The organism is Clostridioides sp. ZZV15-6388 (assembly GCF_020657755.1).
Lineage (GTDB): Bacteria > Bacillota > Clostridia > Peptostreptococcales > Peptostreptococcaceae > Clostridioides.
This window is the reverse complement of record NZ_JAGWCU010000012.1, coordinates 67,829-89,545: the sequence shown is the minus strand read 5'-3', so window position 1 is coordinate 89,545 and position 21,717 is coordinate 67,829. Positions and strand designations below refer to the sequence as shown.

Here is a 21,717-nt window from a genome sequence, read left to right as displayed (position 1 = left end):
TTATACTATATAAATTTAAATTGACAAAGCGACACAAGTGTCTTATAATTAAAAACGACAGTTATGTCGCAAAGGAGGAAAATCTATGGCAACAAAAGGAATGCAAACTAAACAATTTATTATTGATATTTCAATAAAGTTATTTTCTGAAAAAGGCTATAGTAATGTAACTATGAAAGATCTTTGTGAGGCATGTAATTTAAGTCGTGGTGGTCTATACAGACATTTTAATTCAACAAAAGAAATTTTTATTGATATGTTAAATTCTCATAAAGATAATGCTAAAAATTTATTAGATGAAAGTATCAAGGAAGATATATCAGCTAGGCAGATGTTAGAGTATTTTCTTAATCAACAAAAGTCAGAAATACAAAGTGAATACTCTGGATTAGATTTTGCAATCCATGAATTTGCTTTTGTAGAAAAAGACCAGCGTGATTATATGAACAAAAGATATAATTCAGCCATTACAATGCTTTCGAAGTTAATTGATTATGGGCAATCTAAAGGTGAATTTAAAAAATGTAATTCTATGACACTTGCAACACACATAATGTTCTTGTTTGATAGTATGAAGACATCAGCACCTGTTTTAGTACTTACAGATGACGATATTGATAAGCAAATAAATTTTATAAAGGATATGGTGATTTTATATGAATAAACAACAATTCCATAAAATTGACTTACAAAACTGGGAACGATATACACATTTTTATTATTTTTCAAAGATGACAAATGTAGGATTTGATTTAACTATAGAAATAGATATTACTCGTTTACTTGATGAAACAAAAAAGAGAAATATCAAATTTTATCCAGCATATCTATATATAGTAACAACTTGTTTAAATCGATATAAAGAACTAAAGATTGCATATGATGAAAATGAACTTGGATATTGGGACACTTTAACTCCATTTTATGCAATTTTTCATGATGATAATAAAACTTTTTCATCAATATGGACAGAATACAATAAAGATTTTTCAATATTCTATAAAAGTTATTTAAATGATATTGAACAATATGGAAAAAATTATGGTTTTTTAGCAAAACCTAATCCTCCAAAAAATTGCTATACTGTTTCATGTCTTCCATGGATTAGTTTTAAAAGCTTTACTGTACATAATCATGGTCTTGAAAATTATTTTTTCCCTACAGTTGAATCAGGCAAATATTATCAAAAAGATGAAAAAATACTTCTCCCTCTTTCTATAACAGTACATCATGCAGCTACTGATGGATACCATGTAAGTTGTTTTATTGATGATATACAAAAAATGTGCTTTAATACTGATACATGGTTATTCTAAAAAATAATCTGTATTATAGACATATATTATAATATTTATAATCTAAGATAAACAATCACATTACATGAATAAGATAATGTGATTGTTTACTTATACTCATATTTTTTCTTATTTTAATTATAATTATTTATTTTTTCTTCAATTTTATTTAAATACTTTACTCTCTTAGTACATCCCACAGTTAACAAAACTAAAACTACTATTATTGATGTTAAAATATAAATATAGTTCATATTAGAAAACCATCCTTTACCATCTTCCATGTAAGTCGAAATACTTATAAACCATCGTATTGGACTTATGATACTCATATTTTGCAACATAGTAGGCATTTTATCAATTGGAATAAATGAACCACCAATAAGTGATAGTATAAGAGATATACCAGTAGCAAATAAATTTGCATACATCTCTTTATTAAACAATGAAGATACAAATGTTCCAAAAGAAGTTGCTAAAGCCGATATCCATACACCCATTAAAAGTAAATTTATATAACTGATACTAATATCAATATTAAACAATTTAATGATAGTTATTGAAACTAAATATTGAAAATATGTGATTGCAAAGTTATATAGTATATTCCCTAACACATATCCTCTTATATTTTGTGGTGAATATAATATTCTTGTAAATGTACCTGAATTTTTATCTTTAATAATCATTGATGCTGTAACAGTAGATGTTATCATTAAAAATAATACAATAAAAGCAATTATTCTTTGCAAAACACCTAAGGTATTTTCTTGTAGTTTATTTATATTTATAGGTGTTGAATCTTCTTTATATGATTCTATTAAATACTCTAATATATTATTTGTATTTTTATCTTTTATCGAATACAGTTTGAAATTACCCTTATTGAAATATATAACAGCAGAATATTTTCCAGTTATAATATCAGTTTTGACTGTTTTAAAGTCTGCAATTTCAACATCAATTCCTTGAGTGCTTTTTAATGTCTTAACCATATCTGTATAAATCTTCTTTTCAGATTTATTTAAAACTTGTTCATTTTTATACTCACTCAAAATCCCAATATTAAAAGATGGTTTACTTATGTAATTTGCTAGTACTCCAAGTATTACTATAATTATTGGAAATAATAGTATAACTAAAAAACCCGATTTTTTATTTATATTTCTTTTAAAATTATTATTAAAAATACCTAGTAAGTTCACTATATAAAGGCCTCCCTTTTAAATAATTTAACTGTAAGTACTGTCATTAAAATACTTGTCATTACAAATATAGATGATATATTAAAAAGGGGTTGTAAATTATCATCATAAATACAAGTAACTATACTCCTATTGACCCAAGTTAATGGTGATATATTAATTACTAATGAAACAACTGGATTTAATGAACTAACTGGAAAAAATACACCTCCTAAGAAACCAAAAATTACTATTGGTATATTAATGACATTACGTAGTATATCTAAGTTTTTGCATGCAAGACCTAAAAACAAACCTATAGCTGATACTACAGTTGACTCACACACTAAAAGAAAAATAATAGCTAAAAAATTTCCACCAAAACTTATCTGAAAAACTCCTTTTATTATAACTAAAGTTATTACATTACACAGTGAAAGTATAATTGTACAAGAGAAAAGTTTTGAAAGTACTAACTCTTTTATGGAAATAGGAGAAATCATATAACGATAGGATGTATTAGAAATTTTCTCATCTTGTGCAGCATATGAAACACTAATGATTCCCATAAGAATACAAAATGGTATTGTGACAATAGTATAATAGTTATATGATGTAAATTCTGTTCCATAAGACTTTGATGTTAAATATCCTAATAACATTATGATTATTAATGGAAAAACAATATTATAAAATAAAATAAAAAAATCTTTACTTGTTCGCTTGATTCCTAATCTAAACAATGGCAAAAAATATCTCATCTATTATTCCTCCAAATCTCTCAAATTTGTACCTGTAAGATATAAAAAAATATCCTCCAGTGTCTTGCAACCAAGTTTTAAATACTTATCTTTATATAAGCTTTTATCTAAGTCTTCTAAAATTACTCCTTTATCAATTAAAACAATCCTATTACATAAAGCTTCTATTTCCTCCATATAGTGACTAGTATAAATAACTGTTGTACCATTCTTATTAATCGTTTTAATTGCTTCCATAATTTTATTTCTCGATTGAGGGTCAATTCCAACTGTTGGCTCATCCATAATGAGAATTTTAGGGCTATGTGCAATTGCACAAGCTATATTTAATCTACGTTTCATTCCTCCAGAAAATTTTGATGGTAGTTCTTTATGTCTACCCCAAAGTTCGACAAACTCCAAAGCCTCTTTAGTTCGAGATTTAAGTTCATTTCCTCTAAAACCATACAATGAACAAAAGAATTTAACATTATCATATGCACTTAGGTCTTCATATATTGCCAGCTCTTGTGGTACAACACCAAGAGCACTTTTAAAGATATTTTGCTGAGTTTTGATACTTTTACCCCTATAATATATATCTCCACTATCTGGAGATACAGTTGTAGTAAACATATTAATAGATGTGCTTTTTCCTGCTCCATTTGGTCCAATAAAACCTAAAATATCTCCTTCTAGTATTTTAAAACTCTCTCCTGATACAACTTCCTTATTGTTATATCTTTTAGATAACTTTTCAATCTCTAATAGTACATTTTCCATTTATAAAACCTCCTAATATTTTAACCAATATTATATATCCAATGTTGTATATATTATTTTTTTAAAACACGAGTCTTTGACTCGTGCTATTATAAATAAACTTATTTTTTATTTTGTAATTTTAGTATTATTTTATCTATATTCTCGATAGCTTTGTCTGGATTATTAATTATTTCATCTCTGAGTTTTTGAACCTCTAATAGTTCACTTTTTGCCTCATTTTCAAATAAAAAATCGTCTTCTATATTTGAAAAATCTATAGATTTAATTACGTTCTGTGTTTCATAACCAACAGATATGTACTTATCAATATTATTGAGTATTTCCTCATGCCATAGTATTTGATAATTCAAATTATCTATTGTCATATCAAAGGCAATTCTTTCTGTTGGAAGACTTTTTTTATCAATATTTTTAATTTCTTTCCAGTTTTCCCAATACTTTTTCTGCTCTATAAGATGCTTTATATGCTTTTCAAGATTGATTTGTATAGTATCTCTTGGTAATACATCTAAAATATTATACAACAGGAATTTATTTGAACCTACTGGAACTATAGGCATCTGTAATTCTTTTTGTAGTTCTTCCTTTAACTCCACTTTACCACTTTGTGTAATCTCATAAATCTTACGAATTCTAGCACCAGTTTTTTCTTCTCTCAAAACTCTGACTGCCCCATCTTTTTCTAGCTTTGTCAATGCATAGTAGATTGAACCTGATTGTATTTTTGTCCATCTATCTGCACCAGAAACCTGTAAAAATTTTTGAATCTCATATCCATGTGTTGGCTTAATATTTAAATAATATAAAATTAAAGTACGTATCAGAAAAATTCACCACCTTATACTCTATCTTGGATATTATATTATCACCAACGTTGTATATAGTCAATAGTTGTTATTTAAATAAATATATCATAACTTACTATTTTTATTGTTTAGCACAAGGAATCCCATGAGACATACATATCCAATTGTATTTTAAATTTTCTATCTCACTTACAGATTTCATCATTTTTTCAGAATCCCAGTTCCACAGATTAGGATATGGGATTATATTTCCTTTCTTATTCTTAACTAAATCTCCTGCAAACAATACATCTTCAAAAAGCATACATACATGTCCTGGTGTATGTCCAGGAGTATGAATAATTTTTATATTCCCGACTTGCATATTATTTCTATAAGGCTCTACATCTTTAATAATTCTTTTTGAAATTGTCTTTCCAATAAATTTTTTGAATCCAGGTCTATCCTTCTTCCCTATAATAAAAGGTATATCTTCCATATGAGCCCACACTTTTGCTCCTGTATGTTCTTTCAATAACTTAATATTAGATATATGGTCAACATCATGATGAGTCAGTAAAATATGCTTAATCTCAGTTAGTTGAATCCCAAGTGTTTTTAATTCTTTAATTATACTATTCCCCATAAAAGGAAGTCCTGTATCTATCAATGTAATCTCTTCATCAAACACAATAAAACAATTTGCACCATGAGTACTATCTAACAACAATACATTTTCTTTTATTTTCATAAATAAATCCCCCTTATTTTATATTTTACCTATATAATTAATTAGTAAAGTTATAATAAATTATAGTGCTTTACATTAACTTTATTTTTAAAAAGTATACTATCGTTATACAAGTATACCATCAGTATATTTTTTTATCAATAGAATCAGTAGAAAGGAGTATTTTATATGTCAGAATTATCAAGAAGAGATAAAGAAAAAATTCAAAAAGAAAATGAAATTATTGTTAAAGCAGAAAAATTATTTTGTCTTAATGGATTTGATAACACTTCTATGAATGAACTAGCAAAAGAAGTAGAATATACAAAACGTACTATATATAAGTATTTTTCATGCAAAGAAGATTTATTTTTTGCTGTTGTACTAAGAGGGTATAAAAGACTTTGGAATAGTGTTAAAATAGAAAGTTCAAAAGGTAAAACTGGATTTGAAAAATTAAAATTTTCATATTCTGCATTTCATAAATTTTATTGTAAGGAGCCTTCTTTACTAGCTTTAATGGGAATGATTGGACTTGTACAATCTAAAAATTCAGACTTAGAGATACCTTTTAAAGAAAATTTTTTTTCTTTCAATAAGTTTATGTTTGAAGAAATACAAGAACTATTTGAAATGGGAAAAGTTGATGGAAGTATTAGGTTAGATATTGAGATACCTACTCTTATGTATTCATCAATATTTACACTTACAGGATTTTTTAATTTATTATCTATAACAGGAAAATCGTATCTCAACAATTTTAATATAGAAGAGAAAAAATTTATTGAAACCACACTTGGTCTTTTGATAGATTCACTTAAAGCGTAGTTTTAATTTATAAGTTTTTGACAGGGATTTTATTTTACACTATAAATTTTTTTAAATGAAAGGACTGAAAATAAATGGCAAAAATACTTCTTTTAGAAGATGATGATACAATTGCATTTGGAATAAAAGCTTCCCTAGAAAAGAAAAAACATGTAGTTTGTTGTTATAGTACAATTACTGAAGCTAAGAAAAAATTTGACAAAGATATCGATTTAATTCTACTTGATTTAAATCTACCTGATGGGATTGGATATGAATTTTGTAAATATGTTAAAAATATAAGAGATACTCCAGTGATATTTTTGACAGTGAGTGATGATGAAAAAGATATTGTACAAGGTCTGGATATGGGTGCAGACGACTATGTGGTTAAGCCATTCTTGCTTTCAGTACTTCAATCTAGAATTAATGCTGTGCTTAGGCGTACCCAATATAACACTACTAGCACTCTTACATGTGAAAATATAAAATTGAATAAAGATGAAGTTAAAGTATATTTGGATAATATTGAAATCCCTTTGACAGCAGGAGAATACAAACTACTCCTAAGCTTAATGGAAAATAAAAATAAAGCACTTACTCGTGCAAAACTATTAGAAATGCTCTGGGATATAGATGGCAACTTTGTAAATGATAATACTCTTACTGTTACAATAAAGCGACTTAGAGAAAAACTAAAAAATCCATCCTGCATAAAGACCTTGAGAGGTATAGGATATAGAATGGAGGACAGCTAGTGAAAACTCCAAGAAATATCAATAATACTGTTATTTTTATAGTATTCTGCTTAGCTATCACTATTTTGTTAAGTATAATTCTAACAACTATAACTTCTTCTGAAGAATATAATATGATATCTAAAACCATTGGTACATCATATCAACTTAACCCTAAATCTACAGAATATATTTTAGAATCACTAAAAAATTCAAGTTCTCATGACTTTAATGTAGGAAATGAGATTTTATTAAAACATGGTTATACTAAAAATACATTTTGGTATAAAAACTTTTTTTATTTCATGATAGTATCCTTTGTTATAGTGTCAACAATGGCTATGGTTGTGTTCATAATTCAGTATAGAAAAAAAATACATAACATGATTAGAATCAATACTCTTACTCACTATTTGGAAGAAGTCAATTTAGGGAAAGAATCCATACTTTTACGATGTGAAGATGAGTTTTCACATCTTGAAGACGAGATATATAAAACTGTGGGAGAACTTCGTTGCTCAAAAGAATTTGCTTTAAAAGAAAGACAAACTCTTTCAGATAATCTTGCAGATATTGCACATCAACTTAAAACTCCAATTACTTCTATGTCACTTATGGCACAATTACTTGCAGAAAGTTGTCCAGATGAAGAAATAGATTACCTTAATAGACTTACAAACCAAATATTAAGATTAGAAAGATTGGTGTCATCTTTACTTACTTTGTCAAAATTAGATGCAAGTACTTTAATATTTGAAAATAAACTTATAGATGTCCATTCTCTTCTTACTAATGCTGTTGAACCTATAGAAGGAATTTTAAAAGAAAAAAATCAGACATTTATTATTGAAGACTCTTCGTTTGTAGAATTTGAGATTGATATTAACTGGACTTTGGAAGCTCTTTTAAATATTCTTAAAAACTGCAGTGAACATGTAGAAGATGGCGGACATATTGTTGCTTATTATAGTAAAAACCCTCTATACATTGAAATTATTATAGAGGATAATGGGAAAGGTTTTGCTCAAGAAGACCTACCATATATTTTTAATCGATTTTATCGTGGTAAAAATGCTAGTAAAGACAGCATTGGTATAGGTCTTGCTCTATCAAAGTCTATTATAGAAGGTCAAAATGGTACTATACATGCAGAAAATGGTCATCATGGTGGTGCACGATTCATAATTAAGTTTTATACATAAAAGACTGGATTATAGGAGAACACCTATAATCCAGTTACATTATATCCTATTTATCTATCATTTACACATTATCTATCACTTACACACAATATTCTTTAAAGTTGCTTTTAAAAAATATTCAATAAATCTTGTTTATATTGTCTCATTTTTTATAGATTCTACTATGTTTTCACTCTTTAATTGTTTACATCCCATAGTATACGACGCTATTACTACAATAAGTATCAATATGGTAAAGCTCGTCACTATGGATATTGGTGCAAATAATAAGTACTCCATAAAACTTATTTCATTTATATGGATGAAAGCATACAATATAGCTATTTGCACAGGAATACTGAGTAATAATGGTGTAAGACCAAAAAATAATCCTTCTAGGATAAGCATCTTTTTCATACCCTTTGGAGACAATCCTGCAGAACGTAACATAGCAAATTCTTGTCGTCTACTTCTAAGATTCCCTGAAACAGTCGCCCATACATTGGATAAACCAATTGCAGCTAATAATGCTGTAATAAATCCTACTATCAAATTCATAGTTATTTGTCCACTCTCACTTAATTCTTCATTTTCTACAACATCATTAATGCTATAATCACCTGACCCATAATATTTATTGCAAATAGATTCAAACTCTTTTCTTACTTTAGAAATATTATCATGATTATCTATTTTAAATAACCCTGTTATTCTATTTGATTTTAATCTACGGTTTTCATGATAGTTTTTGGACACATCCTGTACTATAGACATTGGTACTATTTGAATTAATGTGTATCTACCAAGATTTTCTGCTATTTGTGGAAGTGTATCTGTAATAGTTCCTACTTTCATATTAAAAGTATAATTTCCCTCATCTTCATCATATACCTTTTCATTTAATGTAATGTTATCTCCTACAGAAAGATTTAAATAATCTATATATACTTTATCCCTACGTGTACTACGCTCAACATTTTCCTCACGATTATATACAATCGAAATCGGATTTTTTGTATCATAATATGGTTTTGGGTCTATAGAAAGTTGTTTACAATATTTTGCAAAACTCTCATCATCAAGTCCAATCATAGTTGAAGTAATACGAAACTTACCATCACGTTCTATAGGAGCATATTTTTTAGCTGATACTATCTTTTTAAATCCTCCACTCTTTGCAAGCTCTTTTGAAGCGTCTTTTTCAGTTAACCAAGTGATTGCAGACATTTTTAGATAATATAATGAACTCTCTACACCTTGTGTACTGTTTAATTGTTCTAAAAACTGTTTTTCTGCAGGTTCACTATTTTCCAAATGCAATGATATATCCCTTTGATTAGCATAAATATCACTACCATAAACACGCTCTGCACCTCTTTGACATGCAATTATATTTAGAAAGCTCGTCAACAATAAAAAAGAAAGTGTTAAAGATATTGTTGCGGTACGATAAGATTTTTTACGGGAACGAAGCGCATTTACTGCAAGCTCTCCTTCTATACCAAATAAGTTTGTTAGTGAATATTTATGTGACTTTTTGATTTTAATACTATCACCTTGTCTAATTGCTTCTATAGGTGATATTTTTGATACTTTACGTGCTGGGATAAGTGCAGAAATCCATACTGTTATTATTGTAAGTAAAACAGCTGGCAAGAAAGCAATAACACCATAAGTAAAGATTACCTGTTGATTATTATTAACAGTATCGACTGAATTAATATAACTTACAAGACCCTTACACAATGCCCATCCTAAAAATAAGCCTATAGGCAAAGGAATAATTGTCAATAAAAACCCTTCAAAAACCACAGACTTTTTAATCTGCTTTGGTGATGCTCCAATACTAGCTAGTATACCCAATTGAGTAAGTCTAGCATTTGCTGATAGTGCAAAAGCATTGTAAATCACCATTACAAATACGCCTACTGTAAAGATTGCTATTGTTAGATACATAATAGGTGTTGAAAATTTTTCTATACTGTTCATAGATGCTTTTTGCTCTGGAGAAAAAACTAACATTTTTAAAAGATAATTACTATTATACTTAAGATTGTATTTTCCATATTCATTCATTTTCCATCCTAATGATTTAGCAAGCTTTGGAAGCTCTTTATATGTATCTCTAATATTTTTAAATCGTAAATATACAGTAATATTATCACTAGGCTTTATACTTGCTCTATCAAGATAACCAAGAGCTGTATATGCAGGTACAACTGATGAAGTAGTAACATCTATTTTCCCTACTATTGTCAACGTAGTCTCTGAAATCTCCTTAAAACTTTCACCTTTCGATTTTGGAGCTACGGGTTCAAGAAGATTTCCATTTAAAACCCTATCTCCTATTGGTATAGTAATCTTATCACCAATTTTTACATTTGGATTACTCTCAAAATATTGTTTTGATAGTGCAATTTCATTAGCATTATTTGGTCGACGACCCTCTAGTATAGTGTCTTTCTCTGGCATAGAATTCCAATATTCTGAGGTAGCATTTCTATAAATTATGTAATCCCTTTTATCATCATCAATTTTACCTACATACCACTGTCCTTTAATCATCACATCATCAACTGAAGAGAAATTTTCAATTAATGATAAGTCACTTCCATGAGTTTCATCAAATAACTCTCCATGCCAATTACCTTCTTTCTCAATTGAAAGCCTTATAAAATCACTCCACATTGTATATAATAGTCCACACAAAGAAGACATCATAGTTGTAGTAAGTAATATAGCTAACATTATAGCCATACTACTGCGCTTATTACGACGTACAAAATCTAAGGTGTATTCTTGAAGAATATTCATTTCTTCACCACCTTTTCAGAAACTATCATACCATCTTCCATAGTTATAATACGATTTGCTTCTAATGCTATTTTTTCATCATGAGTAATAAGAAGTATTGTTTGATTAAATCGTTTATTTGATAAGTTTAGTAAATCTACAATTTCTTCAGAATTTTTTCTATCAAGATTACCTGTTGGTTCATCTGCTAATAAAATAGCTGGTCTATATATTAAACTTCTAGCTATAGCTACTCTTTGCTGTTGTCCACCTGAAAGTTGACCTGGAAGATGTTTAAGCCTATCAGTTAATCCAAGTGTAGATACAATTTCAGAAAACCTATCTTCATCCACTTTCCTTTTATCAAGTAACATTGGTAATAATATATTTTTTCTAACATCAAGAGTAGGTATAAGATTATAAAATTGATATATAAGCCCTACTTTTCTACGTCGAAAAATTGCCAATGCTTCCTCTTTTAAGCTTGCTATTTCAGTGTCTTCAATATAAATTTTTCCAGATGTAGGTCTATCTACTCCTCCAAGCATATGAAGTAATGTAGATTTCCCAGAACCAGAGGCTCCTACTATAGATACAAAATCACCTTTTTGAACTGATAAATTCAAATTATTAAGAGCTGTCACCATGGTTTGATTTGAGCCATATGTCTTTGTTAAATTTTCACATTTTAGTATTTCCATATACAATCATCTCCTTTATAGTTAAAGTTTAGCAATCCAAAATGACATTATAGTGACACACCAAACTAAATGTTTACACTCTCTTAAAATCCTCTTTTCAATTAAATATGATACTTTACATAAACACCTTATAATTTTTAACCAATATAAGATTATTTTTTATTAAATTTTGTTCATATCTTTTTACATCTACTTAAGATAATATAAATAAAATAAAAACTATGCAATATATTTATCAATTCATTGCATAGTTCCTTAAATTTACCTATATTTTAGTATAAAGTTATGTCTATTATATAGTACTGTAATATTTCTTAATTATATCAATTGCAATCTCTTTTACTTTTGGTCCTCCAATTTCTTTATTAGAATCATCTGATTTAATAGCAAAGTAATATGTATCATCTTCATTTTCTACCATACCAACAAACCATGCATCAACACATTGCTTCTTTTCATCAAATCCTGTTCCAGTTTTACCATATACATTCATTTTCTTATCATTTATATCTATTTTCATAATGTCCTTCAAGAGATTAATATTCTCTTTTTTAAAGCTTGTATCACCCTCAAAAACTTTAGCTAATACTTGTGTTTGCTCTTTAGGAGATATTTTTAATGAAGATTCTAACCAGAACCCATTTAAATCTTTACTTCCATTTTTTAAATTTCCTTCCCACTCACTAATGTCACAATTTCCATATTTTAGATTATCTAGTGTGTTTTGAACAAATTTAGCATCAACTTGATTCATCAGTTTTCTATGATACCAAACACAAGATGCTTTAAATGCTTCTTCTAGATTAAGATTTCTATTCCAATCTTCAATCTCATAAATTGTTCCATTATACCCCATAACTGATTCTTTTGAGTTTACTATTCCCTTTTCTAAACCAATTAATGTTGAAATTATTTTGAAAGTAGAACAAGGTGAAGCCCTTGTTTCAATTAATTCTTTGTTATATATGTTATATTCTTTATTTTTACTACTGTAAAAAATAGCTCCTCCACTAATATCTTTAAAACAATCACTATAATCAACTACATTAACTTTATCTTTTTTCTCCTGTGTACTATCTTTAGCCTCTAATTTATTTGATTTAAAATTTGTATTGTTACTCTTAATATTTTGTTCTTTATTATTTTGATTACTTCCCATTAAATATTTTGCTATAAACACAATGACTAATAGAATAATTATTAAAATAAAACTTGTTTTTCTTTTCATACCTTACTCCTTCCTAATATGTATATCTATAATCCTCCTCTAATATTATAAAAACCACTATTATAACTATCAGTAACATTATTCTCTCCCTTCAAGTAGTAAGACTATGCCTGAATACGCACCTAAAACTTACTATTGTAGTATTTAAAATATTACAATAGTAAGTTTTAAAAGTCAAGTTATTTAAATCTTTTAAACTCGCTCATTTTTACTAAATTTTAAATAAGTTCTATGATAGGATTTTTGTTTTTTATATGCAACATCACTAATTAATACTGTTTACAATGTAAACAAATTTAAAAATAATATCTGTAATATAGCAGAATATATCAGGAAAATAGGTTTTAATCTTATTATAATATAACTACATAATATAATTACGCTACTCAAATATATAAAGAAAGGACTTAGTATTTATGTCAGATATCATAATAAAAGGACTTACACATAATAATTTAAAAAACATATCACTTAAACTTGCCAAAAACAAAATCATTGTCTTTACTGGAGTTTCTGGCTCTGGAAAATCAAGTATTGTATTTGACACAATTGCAGCAGAATCACAAAGACAAATGAATGAAACATATTCAGCATTTATTAGAGGTCGACTTCCAAAATACAAAAAACCTCATGTAGAACTGATTGATAATTTAACTGCTTCTGTAATCGTGGACCAGTCTCCTCTTGGTGGCAATGCACGTTCTACAGTAGGAACTATAAGCGATTTGTATTCTTCACTAAGATTATTATTTTCTAGAATTGGAAAACCATATATAGGAACAGCATCCTACTTTTCGTTTAATGACCCAAATGGTATGTGCAAAAACTGTTCTGGAATTGGTAGAGTTAAAGTGATTAATATTGAATCTATTCTAAATCCTAAAAATTCATGGAATGAAGGTTGTGTAAATGACTCTCTATTTAAACCTAATTCATGGTATTGGAAACAATATGCTGAATCTGGACTATTTGATTTAGATAAACCTCTAAAGTATTATTCTATGGAGGAATATAATTTATTGCTATATGGCTCAAGAGATGGAAAAAGCAAGCCTGAAAATTCAAAAGTTGAAGGTATTTTTAATAAGTACAATCAAACATATCTAAATCGAGATATTAGCAATATGAGCAAACACACCAAAGAAAAGTCGGAAAGACTTATAACTGATGAGGAATGTCCTCAATGTCATGGAAAAAGATTAAATAAAGATGCACTTAACTGCACTATTTTAGGGTATTCTATAGCAGATATGGGTAATATGGAATTTACTGAACTTTATAATTTACTCTCTCAAATAAATGATAAAAAAGTTGAAACAGTTGTCAACGCTCTTACTGATGGTTTAAAAAGAATGATTGATATTGGACTTCCTTATTTACATCTAAATAGGGAATCAACTTCTCTATCTGGAGGAGAAGCCCAGAGATTAAAACTTGTACGCTATATGGGAAGTAGTCTCACAGGTCTAACTTATATTTTTGATGAACCCAGCACTGGAATGCACCCAAGAGATGTATATCGTATGAATCAATTATTAAAAAAACTTAGAGACAGAGGAAATACAGTTTTGGTAGTAGAGCATGATAAAGATGTCATATCTATAGCCGATGAGATTATAGATATTGGCCCAAATGCTGGTAAACATGGAGGAAATATTATATTTCAAGGTACCTATAATGAATTACTTCTAGCAAATACACTTACTTCAAAAGCCATGAATTTATCATTATCTCTAAAATCTAATACTCGTAAAGCAAAAAGCTTTCTTCCCATTAGAGGAGCTTGTTTGCATAATCTAAAAAATGTTGATATAGATATACCAGTTGGAATCATGACAGTTGTTACTGGAGTTGCTGGTTCTGGTAAAAGTACTTTAATTTCTCGTATTTTTGCAAAAAAATATGAAAAAGATGTTATTAAAATTGACCAAAACCCTATCACAACTACAAATCGCTCTATGCCAGCTACATTTCTTGGTTTTTTTGATGAGATAAGAAAACTTTTTGCTAAGGAAAATAATGTTGGCGAAAGTTTATTCAGCTTTAATTCTAAAGGGGCTTGTCCTATTTGTAATGGAAAAGGAGTACTTGTTACAGAACTGGTATTTATGGACCCTGTTATTAACACATGTGAAGCTTGTAGAGGTACTAGATATAATGAAGAAGTCCTGTCTAAATTATACAAGGGTAAAAATATAGTTGAAGTTCTTTCTATGACAGTGGATGAATCTCTTGAATTCTTTACAGAAAAGAAACTTTGCAAAATACTACAAACTATGAAAGATGTGGGATTATCTTATATGACTTTAGGGCAGCCACTTAGTACACTGTCTGGTGGAGAATGTCAAAGAATTAAACTAGCAAAAAATCTTAATAAAAAAGGTACTATATATATTCTAGATGAACCAACTACTGGTCTTCATATGTCCGACATTGACAAACTTATGTTGATTTTTGAAAGAATAGTAGACAAAGGTAATACAGTTATTATCATTGAACATAATTTAGATGTTTTAAAACAAGCAGATTGGGTGATTGATATTGGACCTGATGGTGGTAAAAATGGTGGGCAGGTGGTGTTTGAAGGTACTCCATTAGAAATGCTTGAAAAAGGTAATACTATAACATCAGACTTTCTTAGAAAATCAATAAAAAAATAAGAACAATGGTGTAAATAAAACTACAGAAGAAATGCTTTTTCATTTAAAAAAATATCTATTAAAGTACGAAATAAGAATATGCATAATTATATATTTTATTTATGGCTTGTACAGTTCTAATTACCTCAAATAGTACTGCTGATATTTTGTTAATTCTATAGAAGATACTTTAATCTATAGAATTAACAAAATGATTAACAAAATAATTGGTAAAATAAAAAAATTTCAACAAATACAATTATATACACAAACGTTAAACTTGTATAATTGAATAATTTATAGAGTAATCTTAGGTAAGCTTATATAAACTATATATATCTCAATTAAGTTCTATCAACTGCGTTAAATTTCCAGTGTATGTAAGCTTAAGTCTATGCATAGCCCGTGTACAAGCAATATATAATAAACTACGGTCGTAATCATTGTAATATGTTTTATTATTTACTGAAGGAATAACAACTTCATCAAACTCCAACCCTTTTGACATTTTAATAGAAGTAATTGATACGCCTTTTACAAAACTAGAGCTTTCAGGAGATATTAAATTAACATCATATTCTTGCTTAATAACATCATAGATTGCTTTAGCCTCACTGTTGGTTTTTAGTATAATACCAAGGGTAGCATTGTTGCTTTCCTCAAACTGCTCAATCTCCATTTTTATCTTATCTATCTCATCTTGTTCATTGATGCATTTAATTAAAACTGGCTCCTCACCATGTCTTTCTATAGCTTCCAGTGAAGTTATATTTTGAATTTTCTTGGCAAAATTAATAATCTCAAAAGTAGAACGATAACTCTTATTTAACATTACTAACTCTCCACCATCATAAATCTGCACCATATCATCTAACGTATGTAGATGATTGGGGTTGATTAGTTGTCCAAAATCTCCAAGGATAGTCTTTTTACATTTGAAAAGCAAGTTTATTACAGCATATTGAATAGGAGTATAATCTTGCATTTCATCAATAACAATGTGTCTTATCACTTTGTCTTCTTGTAATCCTTCATAGGCAGCATGAAGATATATAAATGGATACACATCTGCCCACTCCAGAGTCTTCTTTGATGACATTACAAACATATCTTGAATATTCATCTGTTTGAAGAAGTCCTTATACAGTGCCAGAGTATTTTTTATTGTTAGCATTCCATTTAGACTTTTCAGTATATTTTTTACTTTTGGTAAGTCTTCTTCCATAATATTATCTGATTCAAATCTATAACGAATATCTTCTGCTACCATCTCTAGCCTTTGCTTAACTGGATATTTGTTATATGCATCAAATCTTCTTCGTATCCAATCACTTTTAGCTGTAAAACTTCCAAAAGTATAATCTTTAGGAATAAAAAGTCTATTTGGCATTTGCTTTATATATTTGTCCATAAGCTTTAAAAAATCAAGTGTAGACTTGAAACGTACTCTTTCATCCCATTGTACATCATTTATTTCCAGAGAATCTTTTTCTCCTTCAAAATCAATAATTCGTTCTAATTGAACTTCGGCTATATCTTCAAAACTTAATTCACATAGGGGTTCTTCTCCTAGCTCAGGAAGTACATTAGAAATATAGTCACCAAAGACTTTATTAGGTGATAGAATAATTACATTATTTGCTGATATCTTATCTTTAAATCGATAAAGAAGAAAAGCAATTCGATGTAATGCTATAGATGTTTTTCCAGAACCAGCTACTCCTTGAATAATGAGAGTGTCAGCCTTGTCATTTCTAATAATTTGATTTTGCTCTTTTTGTATTGTTGAAATGATGGATTTCATCTTTTCATCTGAAGTATTACTAAGTTCCTGTTGAAGAATATCATCTTGTATATTCATAGAACTTTCAAGTACATATTCCAGTGTTCCATTTTTAATTTTAAACTGTCGTTTACGTGTTATTTCTCCATCTATCCATCCTAGTGGTGCATTATACCCTGCTGGCCCTATCTCACAATCATAAAACATACTGGCCATTGGAGAACGCCAATCGAGTATTAGAAGTTCATTTTCATAATCAAATGCAAATCGACCAATATAATACTTTGAATCATCATCTTCATCTTTTAGTTTAAAATCTATCCTAGCAAAATATGGCGAATCTTTCATTTTAGCAATCTTGTCTCGAACTTTTACCATAAAAGCCCCATAACTATCTATTTGCTTTAGTGCCAGTTCATTCTGAAACATTTCATGTGGGTCTATCTCTCCACGATTCTTTACCATATATAATTTAGCATCCATGTAATCTCTATCAAGTTTATCAACTGAATTTTCTGCTTTCTCCAAAGAATTATCCAACTTGTTATTTATATCTATAAGATATGAAATCTCATCTGGAAAAGATGTTTTTAACTCTATCTTTTGTTCAGATATATTATGTTTAGAAACAGATGTGATAGAATTACAACTTTCTAATTGCTGATTTTTAGACATTTGAACCCTCCTTGTCAACTGAGTATTATCTTAAATCATTATACTGAATTGAACTTTAAATTTTTTAATCATTCTTGCTCTTTGGTTCAAATTTAGTTAACTCATTAGTACTATTCATTGTCTTTATCATTCTCAGAAGACAGAACAAATTTTTGAGTAGGATACCCAAATTCAGTCAGTAATTCAGCTTCTGCAAAACCTAACTTCTTTATCATATTCCGATGCCCTGTATCAGCTTTATCTCCTTCTCTAAAAGTTGTGATTGAGATAGATGTATCTATCAAAAAATTCTCAATAACCTTTTTCAGAAACACCTGTGCAATATCTGAATTACGATATTGAGGGTGTATTCCAAAAAAGTCAATGCTTCCAGTTTCTTTATTAAATATCATATTTGCAATAGCAATGTTATTAAATTTTAATATCAAGGCTCTTTCTTCCAAAATATATTGTTTTAATTGAGAAATATACTCTTCCTCCTGTAAATTTGGAAAACCATCTATAACCAATCTGACTAAATTCATCCATAATGGTATATCAGATATCTTAGCAAGTGTAATATCTTTTTCTAATTCCGATATATTTTTTGAAAATAAATTATCTTTTTTCAAAACAAATCTTAGCTGCAAAGGATAAAATTCTTGTTCTTTTCGATATTTATTTGGAGATTTTTTATACATATCTTTAAATACAGAAGTAAATGCTTGTTGACTTTCATAGCCAGCTATCAATGCAATTTCAATAATCGATTTTTTAGAAAATACTAATAGTTTTGCTGCCTCTGTGAGTTTTCTTCGTTTTATATAATCATGCATTGTCAAACCAACAGAAGTTGTGAAAGTTCTATGTAGATGATATTTTGAATAATGAACAGCATTAGCAACTATATCTAAGTCCAGCTTTTCTGATAAATGTTCCTCTATATAATCAATAGCAGTTATAACATTATTTACTTTATAAAACATTGCAGCTCTCCTCCTTTTATCCATGAGACATTATATCAGTTACTTCTTAGTCATATTTAATAAATCTTGCTCTTTTTTATAATGTAAAAATTATTGTTTATACATCTATCTCATCCTATAACCTATTTTCAAATTTTCTTACATATTCCTAACTTAATAATATCCACTTCTTCATATAATATAATCATAAAAAAGTAAAGTAGAGTATTTCATTTGAGATTCTTAATATTCTCTTGAAATACTCTTCTTTATATAAATACTTCTTTATTTTTAAATATACACTTAATTTATTTAGCTTAAAATAAAATTTCAAATTTACTATCTTTTCTTCTATTATTTAATTAAAGACTCCAATCCTTTAATTTGCAATAGTTTTTTGTTTAATAAAGCTAAAAATTTGGCTATTGTTTCCTGTTTATTAGATTCTTTAACTAAGTAATAAATAAACCTATCTGGTGGCGCATCCTTTATATAATGTATCTCGATATTGGATATTTCCTTAAGATGATATGCTACTGACACTGGCACAATTGCCCATACATTTTCTTGTCTCATAAAATATTCTAAAAGAGACATCTGGTCTAAAAATACTTTAGGTTGAAGAGTTGAGCGAAACCAAAAGTTATGCCACAAATCATATTCAGGATTCCATGGAAGTCTTATTTCATCCGCAACATCTAAAACAGATGGGTGCAATTCCCCATTGTATTTTGAGCCATAACTTGTTACCAGTAACATGGCTTCTTTAAATATTGGTATTGTTTCTATGTTATTAAAAAACATATCATCTGAAATAAGGGCTATATCAACTTCACCCTTGGAAACATAATCGTATGCTTCATAAGAATGATAGTTGTAAAAGTTTACATTATACTCTGGATATGTATTCATAAAACAGGAAAATACATCTGGAAGGATGTATGAACTAATACTTCCTATAGAGGATATATTTAGAATTTTACTTCTATCAATCTTAGTTATATACTTAGCTTCTTGTAAGAGAGTTTTATATTTTTCTGCTATTGGAACAAATGCCTTCCCTTCTTCTGTCAACTCTGATATTCGTACTCCTTTTTTTCGATTAATTAATTTGTATCCCAATTCAGCTTCTAATGCATGTATGCGTCTACTTAAGGCTGGCTGAGTAACATATAAACTTTCAGCAGCAGCAGAAATGCTTCCTAGCTTTATAATAGTCAAAAAAGCTTGTATCTCAAGTTCTGTCATAATCTTACCCCAATTCATAATATAAATATTTATTTATATTATATGGATAAAAACAGCATTTTACAATTATTTAATATGACTGTAAACTAATTGTATCTTAAGATTTAACGAGGTGTCATTATGAAATATACAACTAACTTAACAGAGGGAAACATAAGGAATGAATTGCTTATACTCATGTTCCCATTACTCTTAGGAAATATACTCCAACAACTTTATAATACTATTGATGCTATTATAGTTGGTAGGTTTGTAAGTCAAACTGCTTTTGCTTCTGTAGGTGTAGCTGGAACTATTATGAACCTTTTTATATTTGTACTAAGTGGAAGTTGTACAGGTATATCAATTATATTTGCACATTTTTATGGAGCTGGTGATTTATCTTCATTTAGAAAAGAATCTTTTCTAGCAACTGTTTTTGGCATTATATTAACTTTAGGATTAAGTATATGTGCAATATTTATACTTTCTCCATTACTAAATCTAATTCATACACCACAAGAAGTTTCAAGTATTGCGATATCATACCTAAATATTATTTTTTGTGGACTTATCGCAACATATTTTTATAATTTATTATCGGCAGCCTTGAGAGCTGTTGGAAATACTAAAGCTGCTCTAATTATCTTAATGTTTTCAATGATAATAAATACTGTTTTGGATATAGTTTTTGTTGCAGTATGTGATTTTGGAATCCAAGGAGCAGCTTCTGCAACTGTACTTTCACAGACTCTTGCATCAATTCTTTGTTTTATTTATATAAGAAAAAACATTTCATTTCTTTTGTTTAGAAAGGAAGATATGAAGTTTGAATGGAAATTATTAAGATTAACTCTATCCTATAGCCTAATTTCAGCTCTTCATCAATCCAGTTTATATATTGGAAAATTACTAGTACAGGGAGCTGTAAATCTAATGGGAACAGACATGATTACGGCATACACTGCCACAACAAGAATTGAAGGCTTTGCTAATTCTTTTGGTGATAGTGGTGCTGAGGCTATCTCTATATTTGTCGCACAAAATACTGGAAATGAAAATAGAAAAAGAGCAAAACAAGGATTTTATACAGGATTGATTATCCTAGTGTGTCTAGGAATTGGATTATCTTTGATAATGTATTTCTTCGCAAAGACTACTATTGAATTTATGACGAATAATTCCAATAGTAGAATTATGATAAATGGCATAGAGTACATGAAAACTATAGCTATTTTCTATGTTTTATGTTTTATAGGGAGTGCATTTGTTGGATGGTATAGAGGAAGTGGAAAAGTAAATATTCCTGTGATTGGAACCATCTTACATATATCAATTCGTGTTATTATTTCTTATTTGTTTATTCAACAATTTGGTTTAAAGACGATTGCATTTGCTACTGGTATAGGATGGTTTTCTGTTGTAACATTTCAGTATATTATTTTTTGTAAGTCAAAAAAATAGAAAGGTGAACTCTATTCA

18 protein-coding genes are annotated in these 21,717 nt (G+C 28.4%); 7 read left to right on the top strand and 11 right to left on the bottom strand.

Going from position 1 to position 21,717, the window contains the following annotated elements; all coding sequences use genetic code 11:
• Positions 1-85 precede the first annotated feature (85 nt).
• Both KGF48_RS09795 and KGF48_RS09790 read left to right on the top strand, forming a co-directional pair.
• Complete coding sequence (locus KGF48_RS09795; RefSeq protein WP_227838863.1) at positions 86-664, top strand: TetR/AcrR family transcriptional regulator; 579 nt, start codon at positions 86-88, stop codon at positions 662-664.
• Positions 657-1,316: a chloramphenicol acetyltransferase gene (locus tag KGF48_RS09790; protein ID WP_227867998.1), complete on the top strand. Its 660-nt coding sequence runs from the start codon at positions 657-659 to the stop codon at positions 1,314-1,316. The genes KGF48_RS09795 and KGF48_RS09790 overlap by 8 nt, the downstream gene beginning before the upstream one ends.
• 113 nt (positions 1,317-1,429) lie before the next feature.
• Here the strand turns inward: KGF48_RS09790 and KGF48_RS09785 are convergent, their stop codons facing one another.
• The 5 genes from KGF48_RS09785 to KGF48_RS09765 form a co-directional block, all read right to left on the bottom strand.
• Positions 1,430-2,500: an ABC transporter permease gene (locus KGF48_RS09785; RefSeq protein WP_227838865.1), complete on the bottom strand. Its 1,071-nt coding sequence runs from the start codon at positions 2,498-2,500 to the stop codon at positions 1,430-1,432.
• Entirely contained in the window at positions 2,500-3,240 is a 741-nt protein-coding gene (locus KGF48_RS09780) for an ABC transporter permease (RefSeq protein WP_227867997.1), read from the bottom strand. The genes KGF48_RS09785 and KGF48_RS09780 overlap by 1 nt, the downstream gene beginning before the upstream one ends.
• A 3-nt stretch (positions 3,241-3,243) precedes the next feature.
• Positions 3,244-4,002: an ABC transporter ATP-binding protein gene (locus tag KGF48_RS09775; RefSeq protein ID WP_227838867.1), complete on the bottom strand. Its 759-nt coding sequence runs from the start codon at positions 4,000-4,002 to the stop codon at positions 3,244-3,246.
• 101 nt (positions 4,003-4,103) lie between these two features.
• Positions 4,104-4,814: a PadR family transcriptional regulator gene (locus KGF48_RS09770; RefSeq protein ID WP_227838921.1), complete on the bottom strand. Its 711-nt coding sequence runs from the start codon at positions 4,812-4,814 to the stop codon at positions 4,104-4,106.
• A 118-nt stretch (positions 4,815-4,932) separates the two neighbouring features.
• Positions 4,933-5,541, bottom strand: a complete 609-nt coding sequence (locus KGF48_RS09765) for an MBL fold metallo-hydrolase (protein WP_227838868.1) — start codon at positions 5,539-5,541, stop codon at positions 4,933-4,935.
• Positions 5,542-5,709: 168 nt separating this feature from the next.
• Here KGF48_RS09765 and KGF48_RS09760 point away from each other — a divergent pair, with 168 nt between their 5' ends.
• The 3 genes from KGF48_RS09760 (at position 5,710) to KGF48_RS09750 (ending at position 8,266) form a co-directional block, all read left to right on the top strand.
• Positions 5,710-6,348 carry a TetR/AcrR family transcriptional regulator gene (locus tag KGF48_RS09760; RefSeq protein ID WP_227867996.1) on the top strand — a complete coding sequence of 213 codons (639 nt, stop codon included), beginning with the start codon at positions 5,710-5,712 and terminating at the stop codon, positions 6,346-6,348.
• A 74-nt stretch (positions 6,349-6,422) separates the two neighbouring features.
• Positions 6,423-7,085 carry a response regulator transcription factor gene (locus KGF48_RS09755; RefSeq protein WP_227867995.1) on the top strand — a complete coding sequence of 221 codons (663 nt, stop codon included), beginning with the start codon at positions 6,423-6,425 and terminating at the stop codon, positions 7,083-7,085.
• Positions 7,085-8,266 (top strand): sensor histidine kinase, encoded by a 1,182-nt coding sequence (locus tag KGF48_RS09750; RefSeq protein WP_227867994.1) that lies wholly within the window; start codon positions 7,085-7,087, stop codon positions 8,264-8,266. Before KGF48_RS09755 ends, KGF48_RS09750 begins: the two co-directional genes overlap by 1 nt.
• Before the next feature lie 132 nt (positions 8,267-8,398).
• Here KGF48_RS09750 and KGF48_RS09745 read toward each other — a convergent pair whose 3' ends face one another.
• The 3 genes from KGF48_RS09745 to KGF48_RS09735 all read right to left on the bottom strand — a co-directional run bounded on the left by KGF48_RS09745 (position 8,399) and on the right by KGF48_RS09735 (position 12,967).
• The gene (locus KGF48_RS09745; RefSeq protein ID WP_227867993.1) at positions 8,399-11,059 is read right to left on the bottom strand and encodes an ABC transporter permease; all 2,661 of its coding nucleotides are present in this window, start codon (positions 11,057-11,059) and stop codon (positions 8,399-8,401) included.
• A complete protein-coding gene (locus KGF48_RS09740; protein WP_227435330.1) occupies positions 11,056-11,739 on the bottom strand; it encodes an ABC transporter ATP-binding protein in 684 nt (227 codons plus the stop codon). Before KGF48_RS09740 ends, KGF48_RS09745 begins: the two co-directional genes overlap by 4 nt.
• A gap of 292 nt (positions 11,740-12,031) precedes the next feature.
• Entirely contained in the window at positions 12,032-12,967 is a 936-nt protein-coding gene (locus tag KGF48_RS09735) for a penicillin-binding transpeptidase domain-containing protein (protein ID WP_227867992.1), read from the bottom strand.
• Positions 12,968-13,383: 416 nt separating this feature from the next.
• Between KGF48_RS09735 and KGF48_RS09730 the strand changes: the two genes are divergently transcribed.
• A complete protein-coding gene (locus KGF48_RS09730) occupies positions 13,384-15,627 on the top strand; it encodes an excinuclease ABC subunit UvrA (RefSeq protein ID WP_227867991.1) in 2,244 nt (747 codons plus the stop codon).
• A 319-nt stretch (positions 15,628-15,946) separates the two neighbouring features.
• Here KGF48_RS09730 and KGF48_RS09725 read toward each other — a convergent pair whose 3' ends face one another.
• From KGF48_RS09725 to KGF48_RS09715, 3 genes are all read right to left on the bottom strand, one after another.
• Positions 15,947-18,064 (bottom strand): UvrD-helicase domain-containing protein, encoded by a 2,118-nt coding sequence (locus KGF48_RS09725; protein ID WP_227867990.1) that lies wholly within the window; start codon positions 18,062-18,064, stop codon positions 15,947-15,949.
• A 110-nt stretch (positions 18,065-18,174) separates the two neighbouring features.
• Positions 18,175-19,029, bottom strand: coding sequence for a helix-turn-helix transcriptional regulator (locus KGF48_RS09720; protein WP_227838876.1), 855 nt, complete (start codon positions 19,027-19,029; stop codon positions 18,175-18,177).
• A gap of 333 nt (positions 19,030-19,362) precedes the next feature.
• Positions 19,363-20,256, bottom strand: a complete 894-nt coding sequence (locus KGF48_RS09715) for a LysR family transcriptional regulator (protein WP_227867989.1) — start codon at positions 20,254-20,256, stop codon at positions 19,363-19,365.
• 120 nt (positions 20,257-20,376) lie between these two features.
• Between KGF48_RS09715 and KGF48_RS09710 the strand changes: the two genes are divergently transcribed.
• Positions 20,377-21,699 (top strand): MATE family efflux transporter, encoded by a 1,323-nt coding sequence (locus KGF48_RS09710; protein ID WP_227867988.1) that lies wholly within the window; start codon positions 20,377-20,379, stop codon positions 21,697-21,699.
• The last annotated feature ends 18 nt before the right edge of the window (positions 21,700-21,717 follow it).